Origin of the sequence: Pseudomonas sp. GM60, from assembly GCF_000282415.1 — a bacterium.
Taxonomy (GTDB): domain Bacteria; phylum Pseudomonadota; class Gammaproteobacteria; order Pseudomonadales; family Pseudomonadaceae; genus Aquipseudomonas; species Aquipseudomonas migulae.
In genome coordinates, this window is record NZ_AKJI01000104.1 from 1 (window position 1) to 16,911 (window position 16,911).

Annotated in this window: 13 protein-coding genes; 8 read left to right on the forward strand and 5 right to left on the reverse strand. The window is 60.8% G+C overall.

The window, feature by feature from the left end; translation table 11 throughout:
* Window positions 1-1,524, reverse strand: a 1,524-nt coding sequence (locus PMI32_RS06095; RefSeq protein WP_008033021.1) for an MFS transporter, incomplete at its 3' end; no start/stop codon positions are given.
* 165 nt (window positions 1,525-1,689) lie between these two features.
* Here PMI32_RS06095 and PMI32_RS06090 point away from each other — a divergent pair.
* Together PMI32_RS06090 and PMI32_RS06085 are read left to right on the forward strand one after the other, a co-directional pair.
* The gene (locus PMI32_RS06090; protein WP_008033023.1) at window positions 1,690-2,556 is read left to right on the forward strand and encodes a LysR family transcriptional regulator; all 867 of its coding nucleotides are present in this window, start codon (window positions 1,690-1,692) and stop codon (window positions 2,554-2,556) included.
* A gap of 348 nt (window positions 2,557-2,904) precedes the next feature.
* Window positions 2,905-4,464, forward strand: coding sequence for a TerC family protein (locus PMI32_RS06085; protein WP_008033024.1), 1,560 nt, complete (start codon window positions 2,905-2,907; stop codon window positions 4,462-4,464).
* On the opposite strand, the gene PMI32_RS06080 is transcribed toward PMI32_RS06085, so the two are convergent.
* From PMI32_RS06080 to wecB, 4 genes are read right to left on the reverse strand one after another with little or no spacing between them, the layout of a single operon-like run.
* Complete coding sequence (locus tag PMI32_RS06080; protein WP_032829076.1) at window positions 4,465-5,331, reverse strand: DUF4434 family protein; 867 nt, start codon at window positions 5,329-5,331, stop codon at window positions 4,465-4,467.
* Complete coding sequence (locus PMI32_RS06075) at window positions 5,331-8,495, reverse strand: NfrA family protein (RefSeq protein WP_008033027.1); 3,165 nt, start codon at window positions 8,493-8,495, stop codon at window positions 5,331-5,333. The genes PMI32_RS06080 and PMI32_RS06075 overlap by 1 nt, the downstream gene beginning before the upstream one ends.
* Complete coding sequence (gene nfrB, locus PMI32_RS06070) at window positions 8,492-10,666, reverse strand: cyclic di-3',5'-guanylate-activated glycosyltransferase NfrB (protein WP_008033029.1); 2,175 nt, start codon at window positions 10,664-10,666, stop codon at window positions 8,492-8,494. Before nfrB ends, PMI32_RS06075 begins: the two co-directional genes overlap by 4 nt.
* The gene (wecB, locus tag PMI32_RS06065; RefSeq protein ID WP_008033034.1) at window positions 10,663-11,817 is read right to left on the reverse strand and encodes a non-hydrolyzing UDP-N-acetylglucosamine 2-epimerase; all 1,155 of its coding nucleotides are present in this window, start codon (window positions 11,815-11,817) and stop codon (window positions 10,663-10,665) included. The genes nfrB and wecB overlap by 4 nt, the downstream gene beginning before the upstream one ends.
* Window positions 11,818-12,326: 509 nt before the next feature.
* Here wecB and PMI32_RS06060 point away from each other — a divergent pair.
* From PMI32_RS06060 to PMI32_RS06035, 6 genes are all read left to right on the forward strand, one after another.
* A complete protein-coding gene (locus PMI32_RS06060; protein WP_008033035.1) occupies window positions 12,327-13,118 on the forward strand; it encodes a hypothetical protein in 792 nt (263 codons plus the stop codon).
* A 276-nt stretch (window positions 13,119-13,394) separates the two neighbouring features.
* Window positions 13,395-14,243, forward strand: coding sequence for a transporter substrate-binding protein (locus PMI32_RS06055; protein WP_008033036.1), 849 nt, complete (start codon window positions 13,395-13,397; stop codon window positions 14,241-14,243).
* A 52-nt stretch (window positions 14,244-14,295) separates the two neighbouring features.
* Window positions 14,296-14,958 (forward strand): amino acid ABC transporter permease, encoded by a 663-nt coding sequence (locus PMI32_RS06050; RefSeq protein ID WP_008033038.1) that lies wholly within the window; start codon window positions 14,296-14,298, stop codon window positions 14,956-14,958.
* A 9-nt stretch (window positions 14,959-14,967) separates the two neighbouring features.
* Window positions 14,968-15,630, forward strand: a complete 663-nt coding sequence (locus tag PMI32_RS06045; protein WP_008033040.1) for an amino acid ABC transporter permease — start codon at window positions 14,968-14,970, stop codon at window positions 15,628-15,630.
* Window positions 15,627-16,424: an amino acid ABC transporter ATP-binding protein gene (locus tag PMI32_RS06040; RefSeq protein ID WP_008033043.1), complete on the forward strand. Its 798-nt coding sequence runs from the start codon at window positions 15,627-15,629 to the stop codon at window positions 16,422-16,424. Before PMI32_RS06045 ends, PMI32_RS06040 begins: the two co-directional genes overlap by 4 nt.
* A 30-nt stretch (window positions 16,425-16,454) precedes the next feature.
* Window positions 16,455-16,844, forward strand: a complete 390-nt coding sequence (locus PMI32_RS06035) for a RidA family protein (protein ID WP_008033044.1) — start codon at window positions 16,455-16,457, stop codon at window positions 16,842-16,844.
* The last annotated feature ends 67 nt before the right edge of the window (window positions 16,845-16,911 follow it).

A 16,911-nucleotide genomic window follows, 5' to 3' on the forward strand; every position in this document is an offset into this window, starting at 1 on the left:
GGCGCCAGCCGATGGGGCGGGAATCGGATTGCGCATCAGCGTGCCCACCACCAACGCCCCCAGCAATGCGAGTAATCCGGCGACCAACAACAAGAGACTGAACCCGCCGACGAACGCCTGTCGGGCCAACGGTTCGACCACGCTGCGTGCCGCTTCCGGCAACAGGTCCAGCGCTGCCGGCATGTCACCGGCCACCACCCGCGACGCGATGCCCTGGGTCTGGGCGAGCCATTGCGCGCCTTGTGCCGACAAATCTGCGCGCAACAACTGTTCGGCATGGCTGGACAGCAACGCGCCGTACACGCCGATCGCCAGCACGATCGCACTGAAACGCATGGTGGTGCTCATGCCCGAGGCCATCCCGGTGCGTTCCCTGGGCACGCAGGCCATGATGTTTTTCTGCGTGTCGCCGTTGAGCAGTCCGGCCCCCGCGCCGGTGACGGCAATCGCCAGGGCGAAAGGCAGGTAACCGCCGCTGCTGACCGCCCAGGCACTGAGCAGATTGCCGCTGCCGACCAGGGTCAAACCGGTCGCCATCAACGTGGCCGGGGCGAACCGACTGGCCAGGCGCACGCCGATACGCGGGCAAATCAACATGGTCAGGGCAAACGGCAACATGCCCAGCCCTGAGGCGATGGCCGAGAAACCCAGGCCGTTTTGCAGATAAAACGGCAGCAACGTCATCATCACCTGCGCGCAGCCGGCGTAGGCAAACATCCCCAGCAGCGCGCCAATGAAGCGCGGATGTTTGAACAATTGCAGGTCGACCATCGGCCGCCGCTGCATCCGCTCGATCACGACGAACAACCCCAGTAACAGCGCGCCGCCAATCAGTCGGGCGTAAGTGATCGGGTTGTTCCAGCCGATCCGGTTGGCCTCGATCAGGCCCCAGATCAGGCACAGCAAACTGCCACTGAACGCCAGGCTGCCCCACGGATCGAGGCGTGCGGATTGCGGGTCGCGGGATTCCGGCACCGCACGCCAGACCATGACCATCAGGAACAGGCCCACCGGCAAATTGAGGTAGAAGATCCAGCGCCAGCCAATGAATTCAGTGATCAACCCGCCGACGGTCGGCGCGGCTGTCATCGCCACGCCCATGCACGCGCCCCAGAACGCCCAGGCCTTGGCTCGTTCCACTTCATCGTGAAACGTATGGCCGATAGAGGCCAGGGCCGAGGTCAGCAGCAACGCCGCGCCGACCCCCTTGATCGCCCGTGCGATGTCGAGGAACAACGCGTTGGGCGCAGCACCGCAACCGATAGACGCCAGAATGAAAATGCCCAGGCCACAGAGCAGGGTTTTCTGCCGGCCGAAGCGGTCGGCGATGCTGCCCGCCGGCAGCAACAGGGCGGCGAAGGCAAGCATGTAGGCGCTGACCACCCATTCGATGTCGGCAAAATTGGCACCCAGGTCCCGGGCAATCGTCGGCAGGGTGACGGCAACGATATTGGTGTCGAGGACGATTAACGAGCAGACGCCGGAGGCGGTCAGCAATGTGAGGCGCGGATTGACGCGGCTCATGAGCGGATTGCCTTTTGCACAAGGCTGCTTTCTGTAACGGCGAAAAGGGGTTTGACGTACATGCTGTGGGCTCTCTACTGTGATTGCCGAATGAGCTTATCGCGACCGCTTGTGCGCTTCGTTAGCCGAAAACCGGCACTTCATTACCTTTGAGCTAATGCGCCCATGGACATACGGCATTTCCGCTACTTTCTGGCCGTTGCCCGGCAAGGCAACTTCACGCGTGCTGCCGAACAACTCGGTATCGCACCGCCGACCTTGACTCGACAGATCCAGGACATGGAGAACGAACTCGGCACGCGACTGTTCGTACGCCAGACCCGTGAAGTCAGCCTGACCGAAGCCGGCGCCGCACTGCTGATCGAAGCCGAGGCGACGGTGCGGCAATTCGAGTATGCCCAACGCAACGCCCAGCGCGCCGGGCGAGGTGATATCGGTCATATCGAGTTGGGTTACGTGGCCTCTGCGGTGTACTCGGGCCTGCTGCAAAAGCAGGTGCAAGCGTTCAGCCGGGAATGCCCGGACGTCAGCCTCAACGTGCGCGAAAGCCCGATGGCGAGCTTGCCGGCGATGGTGCTCGAAGGCCGGTTCGATATCGGTTATGTGCGTTCACCCATGACGTTGCCCGAGGGGCTGGAAGCCATTCGCCTCGACGCGGAAGGTTTTGTGCTGGGGCTGTCGAGCGAGTCGTGGCTGTGCCGTTTGAGCGAGATTGGCCCGGAGCATTTGCAGGGCGAGACGTTCATCCTGCCGGAGCAGATCAGCGGCACCTTGCAAGTCGCCGCCGAGGGCGGGTTTGCGCCGAAACTCGGGGCGCAACCCGGCGGGCTGGTGGCGGTGCTGGCGCTGGTGTCGCTGAGGCAGGGCGTGGCGGTGGTGCCGGAGTCGGTGGTCGGGCACGTCGGGTTGCCCGGTGTGGTTTACCGGTCGATCAAAGGGTGTGAGGCGAGCTCGTGGCTATCGTTGGTGTATCGGCGGTTTGAGAAGTCAGCGGCGGTGGTGCGGTATATCGAGCGGGTAAAAAACCGTTAAAAGATCGCAGCCTACGGCAGCTCCTACAGTCGTTCGACGATGTTCTGTAGGAGCTGCCGAAGGCTGCGATCTTTTGACCTTCTACAGATTTTGTAATGATTTCTGGCTGTAGGAAAAGTCGCTTTCACCTGTACGCTCCAAGGCCTTTTTCCTTTCAGGACTTGCATGAACACCCTCTCGGAGCCTCCCGGTTATCCTTCCTCTCGGCGCCATCGTGCGCGCCTGATACACGCGAAACACCCGGTCTTTCGCCTTCCGAACACCCTTGTCATTGCAGCTCAACGGCCTCTGCGCCGCGCCTTGCCGTGCCCGGCATTCTGAATTCACTGAAGAGATCGAGACGTTTTTATGGAATGGATAGCTGACCCCACCGCGTGGCTGGGCCTGTTGACGTTGATCGTGCTGGAGCTGGTGCTCGGCATCGACAACCTCGTGTTTATCGCGATCCTGGCGGACAAACTGCCGCCCGAGCAGCGTGACCGTGCGCGAATCATCGGTTTGTCCCTGGCCTTGCTGATGCGCCTGGGCCTGCTGGCGAGTATTTCCTGGCTAGTGACCCTGACCCAGCCGCTGTTCGAGGTGTTCGAGCACAGTTTCTCCGGCCGTGACCTGATCATGTTGTTCGGTGGTGTGTTCCTGTTGTTCAAGGCGACGATGGAATTGCACGAGCGACTTGAAGGCCATGTCGGCCAGCGCTCGTCCAACACGGTTTACGCGCTGTTCTGGCCGATCGTCGCGCAGATCGTGGTGCTCGACGCGGTGTTCTCCCTCGACGCGGTGATTACCGCCGTGGGCATGGTCGATGAGCTGGCGGTCATGATGATCGCGGTGATCATCTCCATCGGCCTGATGATTGTCGCCAGCAAGCCGCTGACCCGTTTCGTCAACGCACACCCGACGGTGATCATGCTGTGCCTGGGCTTCCTGATGATGATCGGCTTCGCGCTGACCGCTGAAGGCCTGGGCTTCCATATTCCGAAGGGCTACCTGTACGCGGCCATTGGTTTTTCGATCCTGATCGAGCTGTTCAACCAGATCGCCCGGGCGCGCCGCAAAAAGTCCATGCAGGGCCTGCGGCCGATGCGCGAGCGCACGGCCCACGCGGTCTTGCGTTTGCTGGGTGGTCGCAAACTGGCGGTGGAAGAGGTCGGCGAAGAGATTGCCGACATGCTCGACAATGGCGAGGCGCCGGGCGAAGAGCTGTTCGACCGTCGTGAACGGGTGATGATCAGCGGCGTGCTGCAACTGGCCGAGCGGCCGATTCGCACGTTGATGACGGTCCGTGCCGACGTCGATCACATCGACCTGTCCGACGACGCAGAAGCCATTCGTACACGGCTGATGCATTCGTCCTACTCGCGCCTGCCGTTGATACGCGACGGTGCGGTGGATGAGCCGCTGGGCTTCGTGCACAAGAAGGAATTGCTCAAGGAATACCTGGCCGGCAACGAGCCGGACCTTGAGCATCTGGCGCGCAAGACCATCAACTTGCTGGACAGTTATTCGATTCTCAATGCCCTGGAACAGATGCGCCAGGCCTCGACGCACATCGCCTTTGTGGTCAATGAGTTCGGTGACTTCGTGGGCGTGCTGACCATGACCGACATTCTCGAATCGATTGCCGGTGAGTTGCCCGACGCCAGCGAAATCGAGGGGCCGGACGTGGTGGAAGAGCCGGGCGGGTTCAGGGTCAATGGTGCGTTGAACCTGATGCGGGTTCGCCAGCGTACCGGGTTCGCCGTAGAACCGACCGAGGACTATCAGACCTTGGCGGGGCTGGTGATGAGCATGCTGGATCGACTGCCGATGATTGGCGACAGCCATGAGTGGGAAGGCTGGCGCATGACCGTGACGGCGGTTGAGGAGCGGCGGGTGACGCGGGTGTTTCTGACGCGGATTGGCGGGTGATTATTCGCTGACCTGATGCTTGCGTTGGTTGTCGAGAATTACCTTGCCCCACGGTCGATAACGCAGGGAAAACACCGCCGTCGGATGGCAACCTGCCGACGTGGCGTCGGGGGTGGCCGGCTCCCCGCGAAACGGTTGGCCCTCGACGCTGACTTGTCGGAACGCTTCGCGCACGATACCGACCGGGCAGGGCAGTGCGCTGGCGTAGCCGTTGCGCACCAGTGGCGGCAATCGCCCGGTGCCCGTGCCGTCCTGCCACCACACGTTAACCCCCGCGCTCGCCAGTCCACCCAGCCACTGGCCGTTTACCTGTGGCGCAAGTTTGCCGGCAGTGAAGGCGCTGACGTGCAACGGTGCGTCCAGTTTGCCGGCGAAATCCTTGAGTTGGCGCTGCAGGGTTTGCCGTCGCTCCACCGCCAGGAAGTGAAAGTCGTCGAGTTCCATCGGCAGGTACCAACCGCTCACCGGCAGTTTCCAGTCCTGGCGCAGCCGGTGTTGCTGAGCCAGCGACTGTCCGAGTTGCGCCTGCCAATAAACCGCGAGCCCGGCGCTGTCCTGCTCATCGATGCGCTGGTAATAGGCCGGGTCCATGCTCAGGCCCAGCACCAGTTTCAGGCCCTGTTCATGGGCCAGATTCAAGCTGCTGGCGAGCCAGCCCTCGGCGCCGCCGAAGTTGGAATCACCGTACGCCGTCCATTGCACGATGACGGTGTGTACGCCGTTTTTGGCGGTGTCCTGCCAGATCCGTTGCCATTGCGCCTGGCTCAAACCGGCGTCGACGTTCAGGGGTTGGTAAAAAATCCGCTCATCGGCGCGGGCCATTGTGCTGCTCATTAACACGCAAAGAACCAGGAGAAAACGCGTCATCAGAAATTCAACTCCACACCCAGCAACACACCGTTGCCGCCTTCATACAGGTTGCCGCTCAGGGATTGCTGATACTCGGTACGAACCGTCAGGTGCGCACGGTAAGCATTGTAGATGTCGTCGTCGAACCACCATTGCCAGCGCAGGCCGATACCGGTGCGCAGGTCCTGGCGCCAGTCATTGTTCGGGTCCTGGTTGGCGAACTCGAGAAAGCCGTATGGCATGACGGTTTGCGCGCCGTTGAACGGCAGTTTCCAGGTGTGACCTTGCTGGAAACGCGACAGCCATTGGTGATCACCGGCCTTGGTCCACCACGCAGCGTCGAGGTAGAGGAAGCGTTCTTCCCAATCATTTTCATCGATGCGCCAATCGTTGCGGAACCGTCCCTGATCAAGAAACGAGGCTGTGGCGCGCAGCAGGTAATCGGTGCTGGTGTGACCGTCCTGGCGGTGATCGTTGAACTGATCGGCGAGTTTTTCAGGAATCAGCAATTGACCCAGGCTAATGTGCTGATTGTCGTTGCCATCGAACGAGCTCTGCTTGTAGAGCTCGCCGTAGAAGTTGATGTTCGCCGTGCCCCAGGGCTTGTAACGCAGACCCACGCCGGTGCCGAGGGATTCGCCGTAACTCGACCGGCCCCGACCGCCAAGCAGTACGCGACCATAAACCGACAACGTGCTGCCAGCGCGACTCGGCTCTTCACCGAGCGCATGGTCCCAGATCGCCACTTGCACGTTCTGTGAAGTGGCGCGTCGTGAGGTATCGCGCAGGGTGCCGTTGGGGCGGAAGCTGTCGTTGGTCGAGACGCCGGCCGGTGACCAGGTGCTGGCCAGCGTGCGGCTGTCGCGACGGGACAGCGTTTCGTGGGCGCGGCGTTGGCGATAACGCCTGGCTTCCATGCTGGCCTTCTCATCGTCGTCGGCCACCGGGTGCTGTTCCAGATCAATGATCCGACGCAATTCCTTGCGCGCTGCCGCGCTGTTTTCGACTTCGTCGTAACGCAGCGCCAGGGTTTCACCGAGGCGATAGTCTTCCGGAAAATCCCGGGTGGCACTTTGCAGATAAGGGATGGCGTGTACGCGCTGTTCCCGGGTGTCGGCCCCCGCCAGACGCATGCCGTAATCGGCGCGATAGCGCGGGTTGTCCGGTTCGCGACGCACGGCTTCGGCGAGCCACGCAGTGCTTTGTTCCCGTTCGCCGGCCTTTTGCGCGGTGACCGACGCTGCGTAGAAATGCCCGGCATCCGGCGCCTGCTGCAAGGCTGAACGCTGACGTTGCAATGCTTTGACATGATCGCCGCTCGCGTCGGCAATCGCCGCGCCCAGCGCCCATTCATTGGCCCCTCGGGCGCGACTGTGTTGCCAGTAACGTTCTGCGAGCTGCGTGTCGCCTGCGGTGAGGGCGCTGCGGCTGGCCGTCAGTTTGGCGTTATCGCTCAACTCAGCCTCCGGCAGGCTGCGCCAGATGGCCAGGGCGCCCGCCGAATCCCCGGACGCTTCCAGCGCATACGCCAGTGGCAGACGACTGCCACGGTCGCCGAGTTTTTCCGCGGTCTGGTAGTAGAAGACGGCTTCACCCGGCCGGCCCGGCATGGCGCAACGGCCCAGGGCTCGATAGTCGCCTGCGACCCGCGGGTGGTCGCCAATGGCTTGTTGCACCGCATCGCACTGACCTTTCTCGGCCAGTTGCGCCAGCAGTTGGCCGCGTGTGGCGGGATCGACGCGATTGAGCAGCGACACCATGCGTTTCTGCTGCGCCGGGGTCGGCGTCGACGAGGCATAGAGCCCCGCCAGCCGTTGCAGCAGGGCAACGGGCAACTTGCCGGCATGACGGTCATACGCGTTTTCGAGCACCTGTTGCGCGTGTTCGCGTTGACCGGCGTTCAGCGCCAGATACGTGGCCTGATTGAGCGAACCAAGGTTGCCGGTCTGTTGGTAGTGCCGCTCCCAGAGCGTTGCAGCTTCCGTATTGCGACCCAGGGCTTGCGCCAGTTCGGCCCGGCGTTTGATCACATCAGCCGTCTGTGGCTGGCCGGCGAGCCAGGCCATGACTTTGTCGCTCTCACCCTGGTCCTGCCAGATGTCCAGCAGCCGTGCCTGGCGTTGACTGTCCCACGGTTCGGGCAGGCGCGTGCCTTGCAGCAGCTCGGTGTCTTGCAGACGCTGGGCCAGGATCAACCAGGTTTGCGGGTCATCGTTCGGCTGGCAACCACGCAGTTGCGTGCGTGCGACTTGCGGATCGCGGCTGGACAACCATTCGGCCGTCTCCATGCACGGGCGCTGCAATTCGCCACTCAAGCGTTGCACGGTCGGTACATCACCGCTTTGTCGCGCCAGTTCCCACAGGCGCTGGCGTTGCGCCGGATCCGTCAGGTCACTGGCGGGCAATGTTTGCATCCAGCGTTGAGCCTGTTGCACTTGGCCCATGGCGATCGCCCGATCGATCATCGCGAGGCGGGCCTTGCGCGCGGCTTCGGGTGACGGGGCTTGCTGCAACAATTGCAGCAAGGGCTGTTCGTCGAGCCGCTGCACATAGGCATTGGCCAGTCGCTGCCAACCTTCGGCGTCCAGTTGCTTGCTGGCGGCCAGTGGCGCCAGTTGTTCGATGGTGCCGTCCCAGTCGCGCAGTTGCTCGGACCAATTGGAGCGGGCCATGCGCAGAATGTCGTCGTCACCCTTGGGCGCCAGCTGCGCCAGCCAGTCGTGAGCTTTGCCGGCGCCGCCAAATTTCGCGAGGCTCAGGCTATAGGCCTGCCACAGGCGTACTCGCTGACTGAGGTTGCTGCTGGCGATCCATTGTTCTACCTGCTCGCTGCCCGGAGGATCCTGTTCGATCCAGGTCAGGCGCAGGTTGAGCAAGGCGTCGTTGTTGTCCGGGTTGTCCGGCAGCGACTGCACGGCGTCCTTGTACCGTCGCTGCCTGGCCAGCGCTTCGACCAGCAGGGCGCGGGCTTCATCGTTTTTCGGCACCTTGGTCAACAGGTGGCGCATCAGCCGTTCGACTTCGGCCCAGTTGCCCTTTTTCGCTTCGCGGTAGCTGCGATCCATGTAGGGGAAGCTGCGAAACTGTTCGAATTCGGTCAGCGGTTCTGCCTGTACCCACGAGCTAGCCGCCAGGCCCAGCAACAGACTGCCGACGAGGAGGGTATGACGATCAGGCTTCATGCGACCTCCCGGACAATGCGGTAGGCAGCTTGCTGTTCACTGGCCTGATCTTCCAGGGCCTGTTCTAGCACTTCCTGAGTGATCATGCCGCGCGAGATGAGGTGTTCACCCAAGGACATGTGCTCGGCATCGAAGTCGATCAACGCCTGATTGAACAGGCTCGGCGGGACCATGCCGCGCACTTGCAGCAGATTGCCCAGCAGCACCTGGTGATGGCTGACGCGTTCGAGCAAGGCTTCATCGTCCTGATGACGCTCAAGCACTTCGAGCATGTGGTGCACTTCCTTATTCTGACGAGGGCTGGCGTACCAGTAGCGGATCCCCAGCGTGACCCGGCCCTGCGGCGCGAGGCGGCAGCGCACCGGGCGCTTCAATTGACGGCTGATGGCGCCGAGCGAGACCTGGCTCACCGGGCCTTCGGAAGCCAGCACCAGGGTGTTGCCTTCCTCCGCCACGGGCAACACGCCGTAGTGGGAGGCAATCTTGCGCGGCACGGCGTCGATCAGGTGCTTGTCGAGTTTGAACGGGTTCAGTGGCGCCCACTCAAGGTTCAACTGCTCGGCGAGGGTTTCTACCAGTTGCGTGCTGTTGATGTGTTCACGCAGCAGCAGTTCGTGGCCCAGACGTCGGCGTATCGGGCTGGTGATGGCCGCTTCCAGTTCTTCTTCGGTGAGCAGGCCTTTTTCCACCAGACGATGACCCAGCGGCGTGCGCTGGGTCTTGGTCAGGGCCGGGAATTCGTGGGTGGTCTTGTCCCACGCCACGCGCCGCGAATCACCCATTTCCATGACCTGACGCAGCGCCCGCACGTTGGCGAAGAAGTTGATGAAATTGCTCCATATCGTGCGCGGTGTCGACAGCAGGCCTTCCACCAGTCCGTAGTAACGGGTGACGAACCAGCCGCGCTGGAACAGCCGATTGATCAGCATAAACCCGTTGAGCCACAAGAGCATCGCGAGTACCGGGCTGGTGGACAGGATCGACGGATAGTGCCAGGCGGTCGGTGCAATCACCGTCATCAGCCACATCGCCAACAGCACAATGCACAGCAAGCTGACCAGGAACGTCAGCAGGTAGGCGATCATTCCGCGACGGTCACGCCAGAGGAAATAGTTGAGCACGCCCGTGGGGCTCCAGCCGAGGTTCTTGGTGCCTTGAAAGACGATGCCGACGATCCAGCGGGATTTCTGGCGGATGGCCTGCTGAAAGTCCCGGGGGAAATGCTCGCGAACGCAGATCACCTGGGAAAACACACGGTCCATGCCGAATGCCCAGGGGTGTTCGAGCGCCAGTTTCGGGTCGGTCACCGAGTAACGGGCAAAGATGCATTTCATGCCTTTTTGCTTTAGGCGAAAACCGATGTCGTAGTCTTCGGTCAGGCTCTGCACGTCGAAGGCAATGCCGTCGCCGTCTTCGAGCAGGGCGCTGATGGCTTTACGGCTGAAGCAGGTGCCGACTCCGGCGCTGGGCACCTGGCCGGTCATGGCTTCGCGGACGATCACGTCCTTGCCGTGGTTCTCGGCGAATTCATCAACGTAATGCCCGGCGGTGAAGCCTCGCCACTCCGGCGCATAGGGGTAGACGGGAATCTGGATCAGGTCCTTGGCCGGTAGCAGGTAGTTGAAGAGGCGCAATTCCATCGGCGAAATCACGTCTTCGGCATCGTGCAGAATGAACCCGGAAAACTGGATTTTTGCCTCGCTTTCAAAGCGCAGGATCGCGTCGATGATGTTGTTCAGGCAGTCGGCTTTACTGGTGGGGCCGGGGCGGGCGCAGACCACTTTGTGCACGTTGGGATAGTGCTGACAGACCGCATCGACGTCGGCCTGCGTCTCGGCATCATTGGGGTACGTACCGACGAAAATCTGATAGTTCTCGTAATCGAGGGTCGTCGCCGCAAGGCGTGCCATCTCACCGACCACGCCGACTTCGTTCCACGCCGGGACCATGATTGCCAGGGGTTTTTCGGCAATGGCGTACAGGCGTTCTTCGTCCGCGCGCTTGAATTTTTCGTAGATCCGCCAGCGCCGGACGAGCTTGCGGCCCCAGTACACGAGGTCGATGAACAGGTCATCGAGCCCGAGGATGAACATCAAAAACGCCAGGATGATCGCGAGGTATTTGAGACCGAACAGGACGTAGGCAAAAAAATCGACAAAACCGAAACTCATCGTGCTTTGACCGCCGCCGAGCGCTCACCTAGCCACTCACACAATCGAGTGGCGATGCGCTCGCTGGCGTGGCCGTCACCGTAGGGGCTGTGAACGCGGCTCATGCGTTCGAAGTGAACCTCGTCATCCAGCAAACGACTGGCTTCCTTGACGATGCGGTCGGTGTCGGTGCCCACCAGCAACACGGTCCCGCCTTCGAGCACGGACGGCCGTTCGGTGACATCGCGCAGCACCAGCAGCGGCTTGCCGATAGCGGGTGCTTCCTCCTGAATGCCTCCTGAATCGGTGAGGATGAAATGCGCACGCCCCATCAGCCAGACAAAATGCTGGTAGTCCTGCGGCGCCACCAGATAAATGTTCGGCTTGTCCGACAGCACGCCATACACCGCTTTCTGCACCTGCGGGTTCAGGTGCACCGGGTAGACGAACTGCACATCCGGGTAGCGCACGGCGAGGTCGGCGAGCGCCTGGCAGATATTGCGGAAACCATCGCCAAAATTCTCCCGGCGGTGGCCGGTGATCAGTACCAGACGTCGATGGTCTTCAAGCATTGCCAGCGACGAATCGGCGGCAGGATGCCAGTTGATTTCCTGCTGATGGGTGCGCATCCACAACAGTGCGTCGATCACCGTATTGCCGGTGACTTCAATGCTGGCTTTGGGCACGCCTTCACGCAGCAGATTGTTTTCGCCCTTGATGGTCGGTGTGAAATGCAGGTCGGCGATGACGCCCGTCAGGCGGCGGTTGGCTTCTTCCGGCCAGGGTGCGCGCAAGTTACCGGTACGCAACCCAGCCTCGACGTGGCCGATTGGCAACTGGCGATTGAAGGCGGCGAGGGCGGCGATGAAGCTGGTGGTGGTATCACCGTGTACCAGCACGATGTCGGGTTTCGCCCGCTCGTAAGCCTGATCGAGGTTGATCAGCAGTTGTTGTGACAAGCCGTTGAGGGTCTGCCCCTTGGTCATGACTTGCAGGTCTTCGTCGACTGTCAATTCGAAGGAATCGAGTACTTGCTTGAGCATCTCACGGTGCTGGCCGGTGGAGCAGATGTTCAGTTCGACCCCGGGCCATTGACGCAACACTCTGGCGAGTGGCGCCATCTTGATGGCCTCCGGGCGTGTGCCGAAAACCATCATGATGTTGAAAGACATTGATCCCTCCCGGGAATGTGACAAGGCTCTGGCCCAAGGCCGGCAGCGCTATACCGCTTACTGAGATGTAAATGAAAGCAGCCGCATCGGAGCTTGTCCAATGCGGTTCGACGCTTGATTGATGTCAATCAATTACAGCGAATGCTCGGTCGATAGTGGCTCTTGGATGGCAGTTTTCCAAAACGTTAAGTCCGGCGCAATGAAGGGCCCAGCGAGCCGGTTTTGGTCTCGCGTCTTTACGATCAGCTTGGCAGACTCGGATTGAAAGCCATTTCCGGGTGTCGAGTATACGCGATGCGTTCTCCACATCGGTATTGCACATAGTCTTGCCGCTCAGCACCAACGAGGATGCCCGTGTGCAGACGTCGCCACCTGTCAGTATTGACAGTAGACAAGGGTGTCGCTCCGGGGGCTTGATTGCACTCGGTTGATTGTTGGACTCCAGGCCGTGCCGACAGTTTTTCAGCCAGTTTGATGAATTCATCTCTGGATATGGAAGGGTGGTCGGCATGATCTCGACAGCAGTGGACAGCGGTTTTTTCGATAGGCAATCACGATACTCCCTCTCTTTACTCACGGCACCGACGGTGTGGTTTTCCGCGTACGAAGTCGTGCGAGTGTTTCTTCCGCTGCTGGTCGACTACCGCCCCGGCGTGGTGACCACGCATATCTCTGATCCCGCGCTGGCGCCAGGCGATTGCGTGTACATCACGTTGCTTAGCGATAAAGGGAAATATGAGGCCGAACCTCATCCCGTTGTTTCTACCGGTCTGCAACAGGTCGCTATTCCCGACGCCGCCGTATTGATGCATTCGGGGGGCTCGGTTGACGTCAGCTATACCGTCAGCCACCCGGATGGCACGCAGTCGAGCTCCCATGCCTTCTCCTTCGTGGTGGCCACTGGCGAACTGGACATCGACCACCTGCCGGATGTCGAGATTGTCGAGGCACGGGACGGCGTCCTCAAACTTGCAGATGTTCCGAATGGCGCCACATTCCGTATTCCCCCGATTCGCGGTCTGCACCGGGGAATGTTCCTGGGTTTGAGGATTTACTCCACGACAGGTGGCATCCCGTGCGGTCCCGACGTTCCTCCACCTTGTGGCCCAGGCGTCGAATACTTGTTGGAGTGGCAGCAGATTCGCACGACCGCGGATGGTTTTCTGAGCTTTCGAGTGGATCCGGCCGTGCTTCGGCTCCTCATCGGCAAGGAGTCCAGGGCCGGGTATGCAATCGAACTGCTCGATGGCTTGCTCTATAACAAAGGAGGGATGAGCGGTTTGTTCCGGGTTGAGATGTAGGTGTGAGCCGGGCGCAGGCAAGGCGGCGCACCCGATCGGGTCAGCCTTCGCCCAATTGAGATGCTTTTACCCGCCCGTTGTGGCGAACGGTAGCGCCCAGTCGGTTGTACGAGCGCTACCGTTTTTTCGTGTTGCAGCGCATCCCGTTGATTTCCCTCGATTTGTAATTTTCCGAGAAATGGCCCCACAACCTGTGGCACACTTTCTGCTGTCTATTCCGTTGTTACATACTCGGTTCCGGTATAGCGGAATACACATCATCCTGGAGTGCTTGCCATGCATCGCCGACCTTCCTTGTTTAAAGCGTGTGTTTTTCTTTTTGCAGCTTCGGCTGCTGCCATGGGCGTTGCCCAGGCGGCGGACAGCAAGCTCGATAGCGTGCTGGCCCGTGGGAAACTGATCGTGGGCACGGGCAGTACCAATGCGCCGTGGCATTTCCAGGGAGCGGACGGCAAGTTGCAGGGGTTCGATATTGATATCGCGCGAATGGTCGCCAAAGGGTTGTTCAACGATCCGAGCAAGGTCGAGTTCGTGGTGCAGTCGTCCGATGCGCGGATTCCCAACCTGCTGACCGACAAGGTCGACATGAGTTGCCAGTTCATTACCGTGACCGCCAGCCGTGCGCAGCAAGTGGCGTTTACGCTGCCGTACTACCGCGAAGGTGTCGGCCTGCTGTTGCCGGCAAACAGCAAGTACAAGGAAATCGAAGACCTCAAGGCGGCCAATGACAGCGTGACCGTGGCGGTGCTGCAGAACGTTTACGCCGAAGAACTGGTGCACCAGGCGCTGCCCAAGGCCAAGGTCGATCAGTACGACAGCGTGGATTTGATGTACCAGGCCGTGAACTCCGGCCGTGCCGACGCCGCTGCCACCGACCAATCTTCGGTCAAGTACCTGATGGTGCAGAACCCGGGCCGCTATCGCAGCCCGACCTACGCCTGGAGCCCGCAAACGTACGCGTGCGCAGTCAAACGCGGCGATCAGGACTGGCTGAACTTCGTCAACACCACGTTGCATGAAGCCATGACCGGCGTTGAATTCCCGACGTACGCGGCGTCCTTCAAGCAGTGGTTCGGTGTGGATCTGCCTACCCCGGCCATCGGTTTTCCCGTCGAATTCAAATGACCCCGTGAGAGTGGGGCGCGCATAACGCGCCCCGTTCAAGGTACTGCTGACCATGAACTATCAGTTGAACTTTGCCGCTGTGTGGCGCGATTTCGACACCTTGCTGGCGGGGCTCGGCCTGGGCCTGGAGCTGGCGCTGGTGTCGATCGCCATCGGTTGCGTGATCGGCCTGATGATGGCGTTTGCTTTGCTCTCAAAGCACCGCGCATTGCGGGTGATGGCGTCGGTGTATGTGACGGTGATCCGTAATACGCCGATTCTGGTGTTGATTCTGTTGATCTACTTCGCGTTGCCGAGCCTGGGGATCCGTCTGGACAAGATCCCGTCGTTCATCATCACCCTGTCGCTGTATGCCGGGGCGTACCTGACCGAAGTGTTCCGGGGCGGGTTGTTGAGCATTCCCAAGGGGCAGCGCGAAGCCGGGTTGGCCATCGGCCTGGGCGAGTGGCAGGTCAAGGCCTACGTCACTGTGCCGGTGATGTTGCGCAACGTGCTGCCGGCCTTGTCGAACAACTTCATTTCGCTGTTCAAGGACACCTCGCTGGCGGCGGCGATTGCCGTGCCCGAGCTGACCTATTACGCGCGCAAGATCAATGTCGAGAGCTACCGGGTGATTGAAACCTGGCTGGTGACCACAGCGCTCTATGTTGCGGCCTGTTACCTCATTGCCATGATGCTGCGTTACCTCGAGCAGCGTCTGGCGATCCGCCGATAGGAGGCCCTCATGTACGAATCACCCAGTTGGTTGCATGAGTTATGGGTTGCCCGCGAAGTGTTGTGGCAAGGCTTCCTGACCAGTGTGCAGGTCTCGGCGCTGGCGATTTTGCTGGGCACGATGGTCGGCATTGTCGCCGGTCTGGTGCTGACTTACGGCAAGTTCTGGATGCGTGCGCCGTTCCGTTTTTACGTGGACATTATTCGCGGCACACCGGTGTTTGTGTTGGTACTCGCTTGCTTCTACATGGCGCCCGCATTGGGCTGGCAGATCAGTGCATTCCAGGCCGGAGCTCTGGGGTTGACGCTGTTCTGCGGTTCCCACGTCGCCGAGATTGTGCGCGGCGCGCTGCAAGCGTTGCCGAGCGGTCAGATGGAAGCGAGCAAGGCGATTGGCCTGACGTTTTATCAAGCCCTCGGTTACGTGCTGTTGCCGCAGGCGCTGCGGCAGATCCTGCCGACCTGGGTCAATTCGTCCACCGAGATCGTCAAGGCCTCGACGCTGCTGTCGGTGATCGGCGTGGCCGAGTTGCTGCTCAGCACCCAGCAGATCATCGCCCGGACCTTCATGACGCTGGAGTTTTACCTGTTCGCCGGATTTCTGTTTTTCGTCATCAACTACGCCATCGAATTACTCGGCCGGCACATTGAAAAGCGGGTGGCCTTGCCATGACTCAACCTCAAGTTTCGAACGTTCCAAATGAGCAGCCCCTGCTGGACATTCGCGGGCTGCACAAAAAATATGGCCAGCTCGAAGTGCTCAAGGGCGTCGACCTGACCATGCAGCGCGGCAACGTGGTCACGCTGATCGGCTCCAGCGGTTCGGGCAAGACCACGCTGCTGCGTTGCGTGAACATGCTCGAAGAATTTCAGGGCGGTCAGATCATGCTCGATGGCGAATCCATCGGCTATGACGAGGTCAATGGCAAGCGCATACGTCACCCGGAAAAAGTCATCGCCCGCCATCGGGCCATGACCGGCATGGCGTTCCAGCAGTTCAACCTGTTCCCGCACCTGACCGCATTGCAGAACGTCACCCTGGGTTTGCTCAAGGTCAAAAAGCTGCACAAGGACGAGGCTGTCGCGCTCGCCGAAAAATGGCTCGAACGGGTCGGTTTGCTGGAGCGCCGCGATCACTATCCGGGGCAGTTGTCGGGTGGTCAGCAACAGCGCGTGGCGATTGCCCGGGCGATCGCAATGAACCCGAGCCTGATGCTGTTCGACGAAGTCACCTCGGCCCTCGACCCGGAACTGGTGGGCGAAGTACTGAGCGTGATCAAGGGCCTGGCCGAGGATGGCATGACCATGCTGTTGGTGACCCACGAAATGCGCTTCGCTTTCGAGGTCTCGGACAAGATCGTTTTCATGAATCAGGGGCGTATCGAAGAGCAGGGGCCTCCCAAGGAGCTGTTCGAACGCCCGCAATCACCGCGTCTGGCTGAGTTCCTCAAAAACACGCGGTTTTAACTTTTAGCTTTTCAATCAGGAGAAACACTCATGAGCATTACTCGTTACGGCACCGGCAGCAGCGCCGCTGGCGGTACGCCTCGTCCTTTCGCCCGCGCCGTTGAAGCCGACGGCTGGCTGCACGTTTCTGGCCAGGTGCCGGCGTTGGATGGCGAGATCATTGTTGGCGGCATCGTCGAGCAGACTCACCAGACCATGAAGAACCTGATCGCGATTCTCGAAGAGGCCGGTTATGGCCTCGAAGACGTGGTGCGTGCCGGGGTGTGGCTGGAAGATCCGCGGGATTTCACCAGTTTCAACAAGGTCTTCTCCGAGTACTTCAAACCCGAGCACGCACCGGCCCGGGCCTGCGTGCAGGCGAACATGATGGTTGATTGCAAGGTTGAGATCGACTGCATCGCGTACAAGAAAAAGGCCTGAACCGAGTCGCGCCCATCGCTGGCAAGCCAGCTCCTACAAGGACCGCGCAAACCTGTAGGAGCCGGCT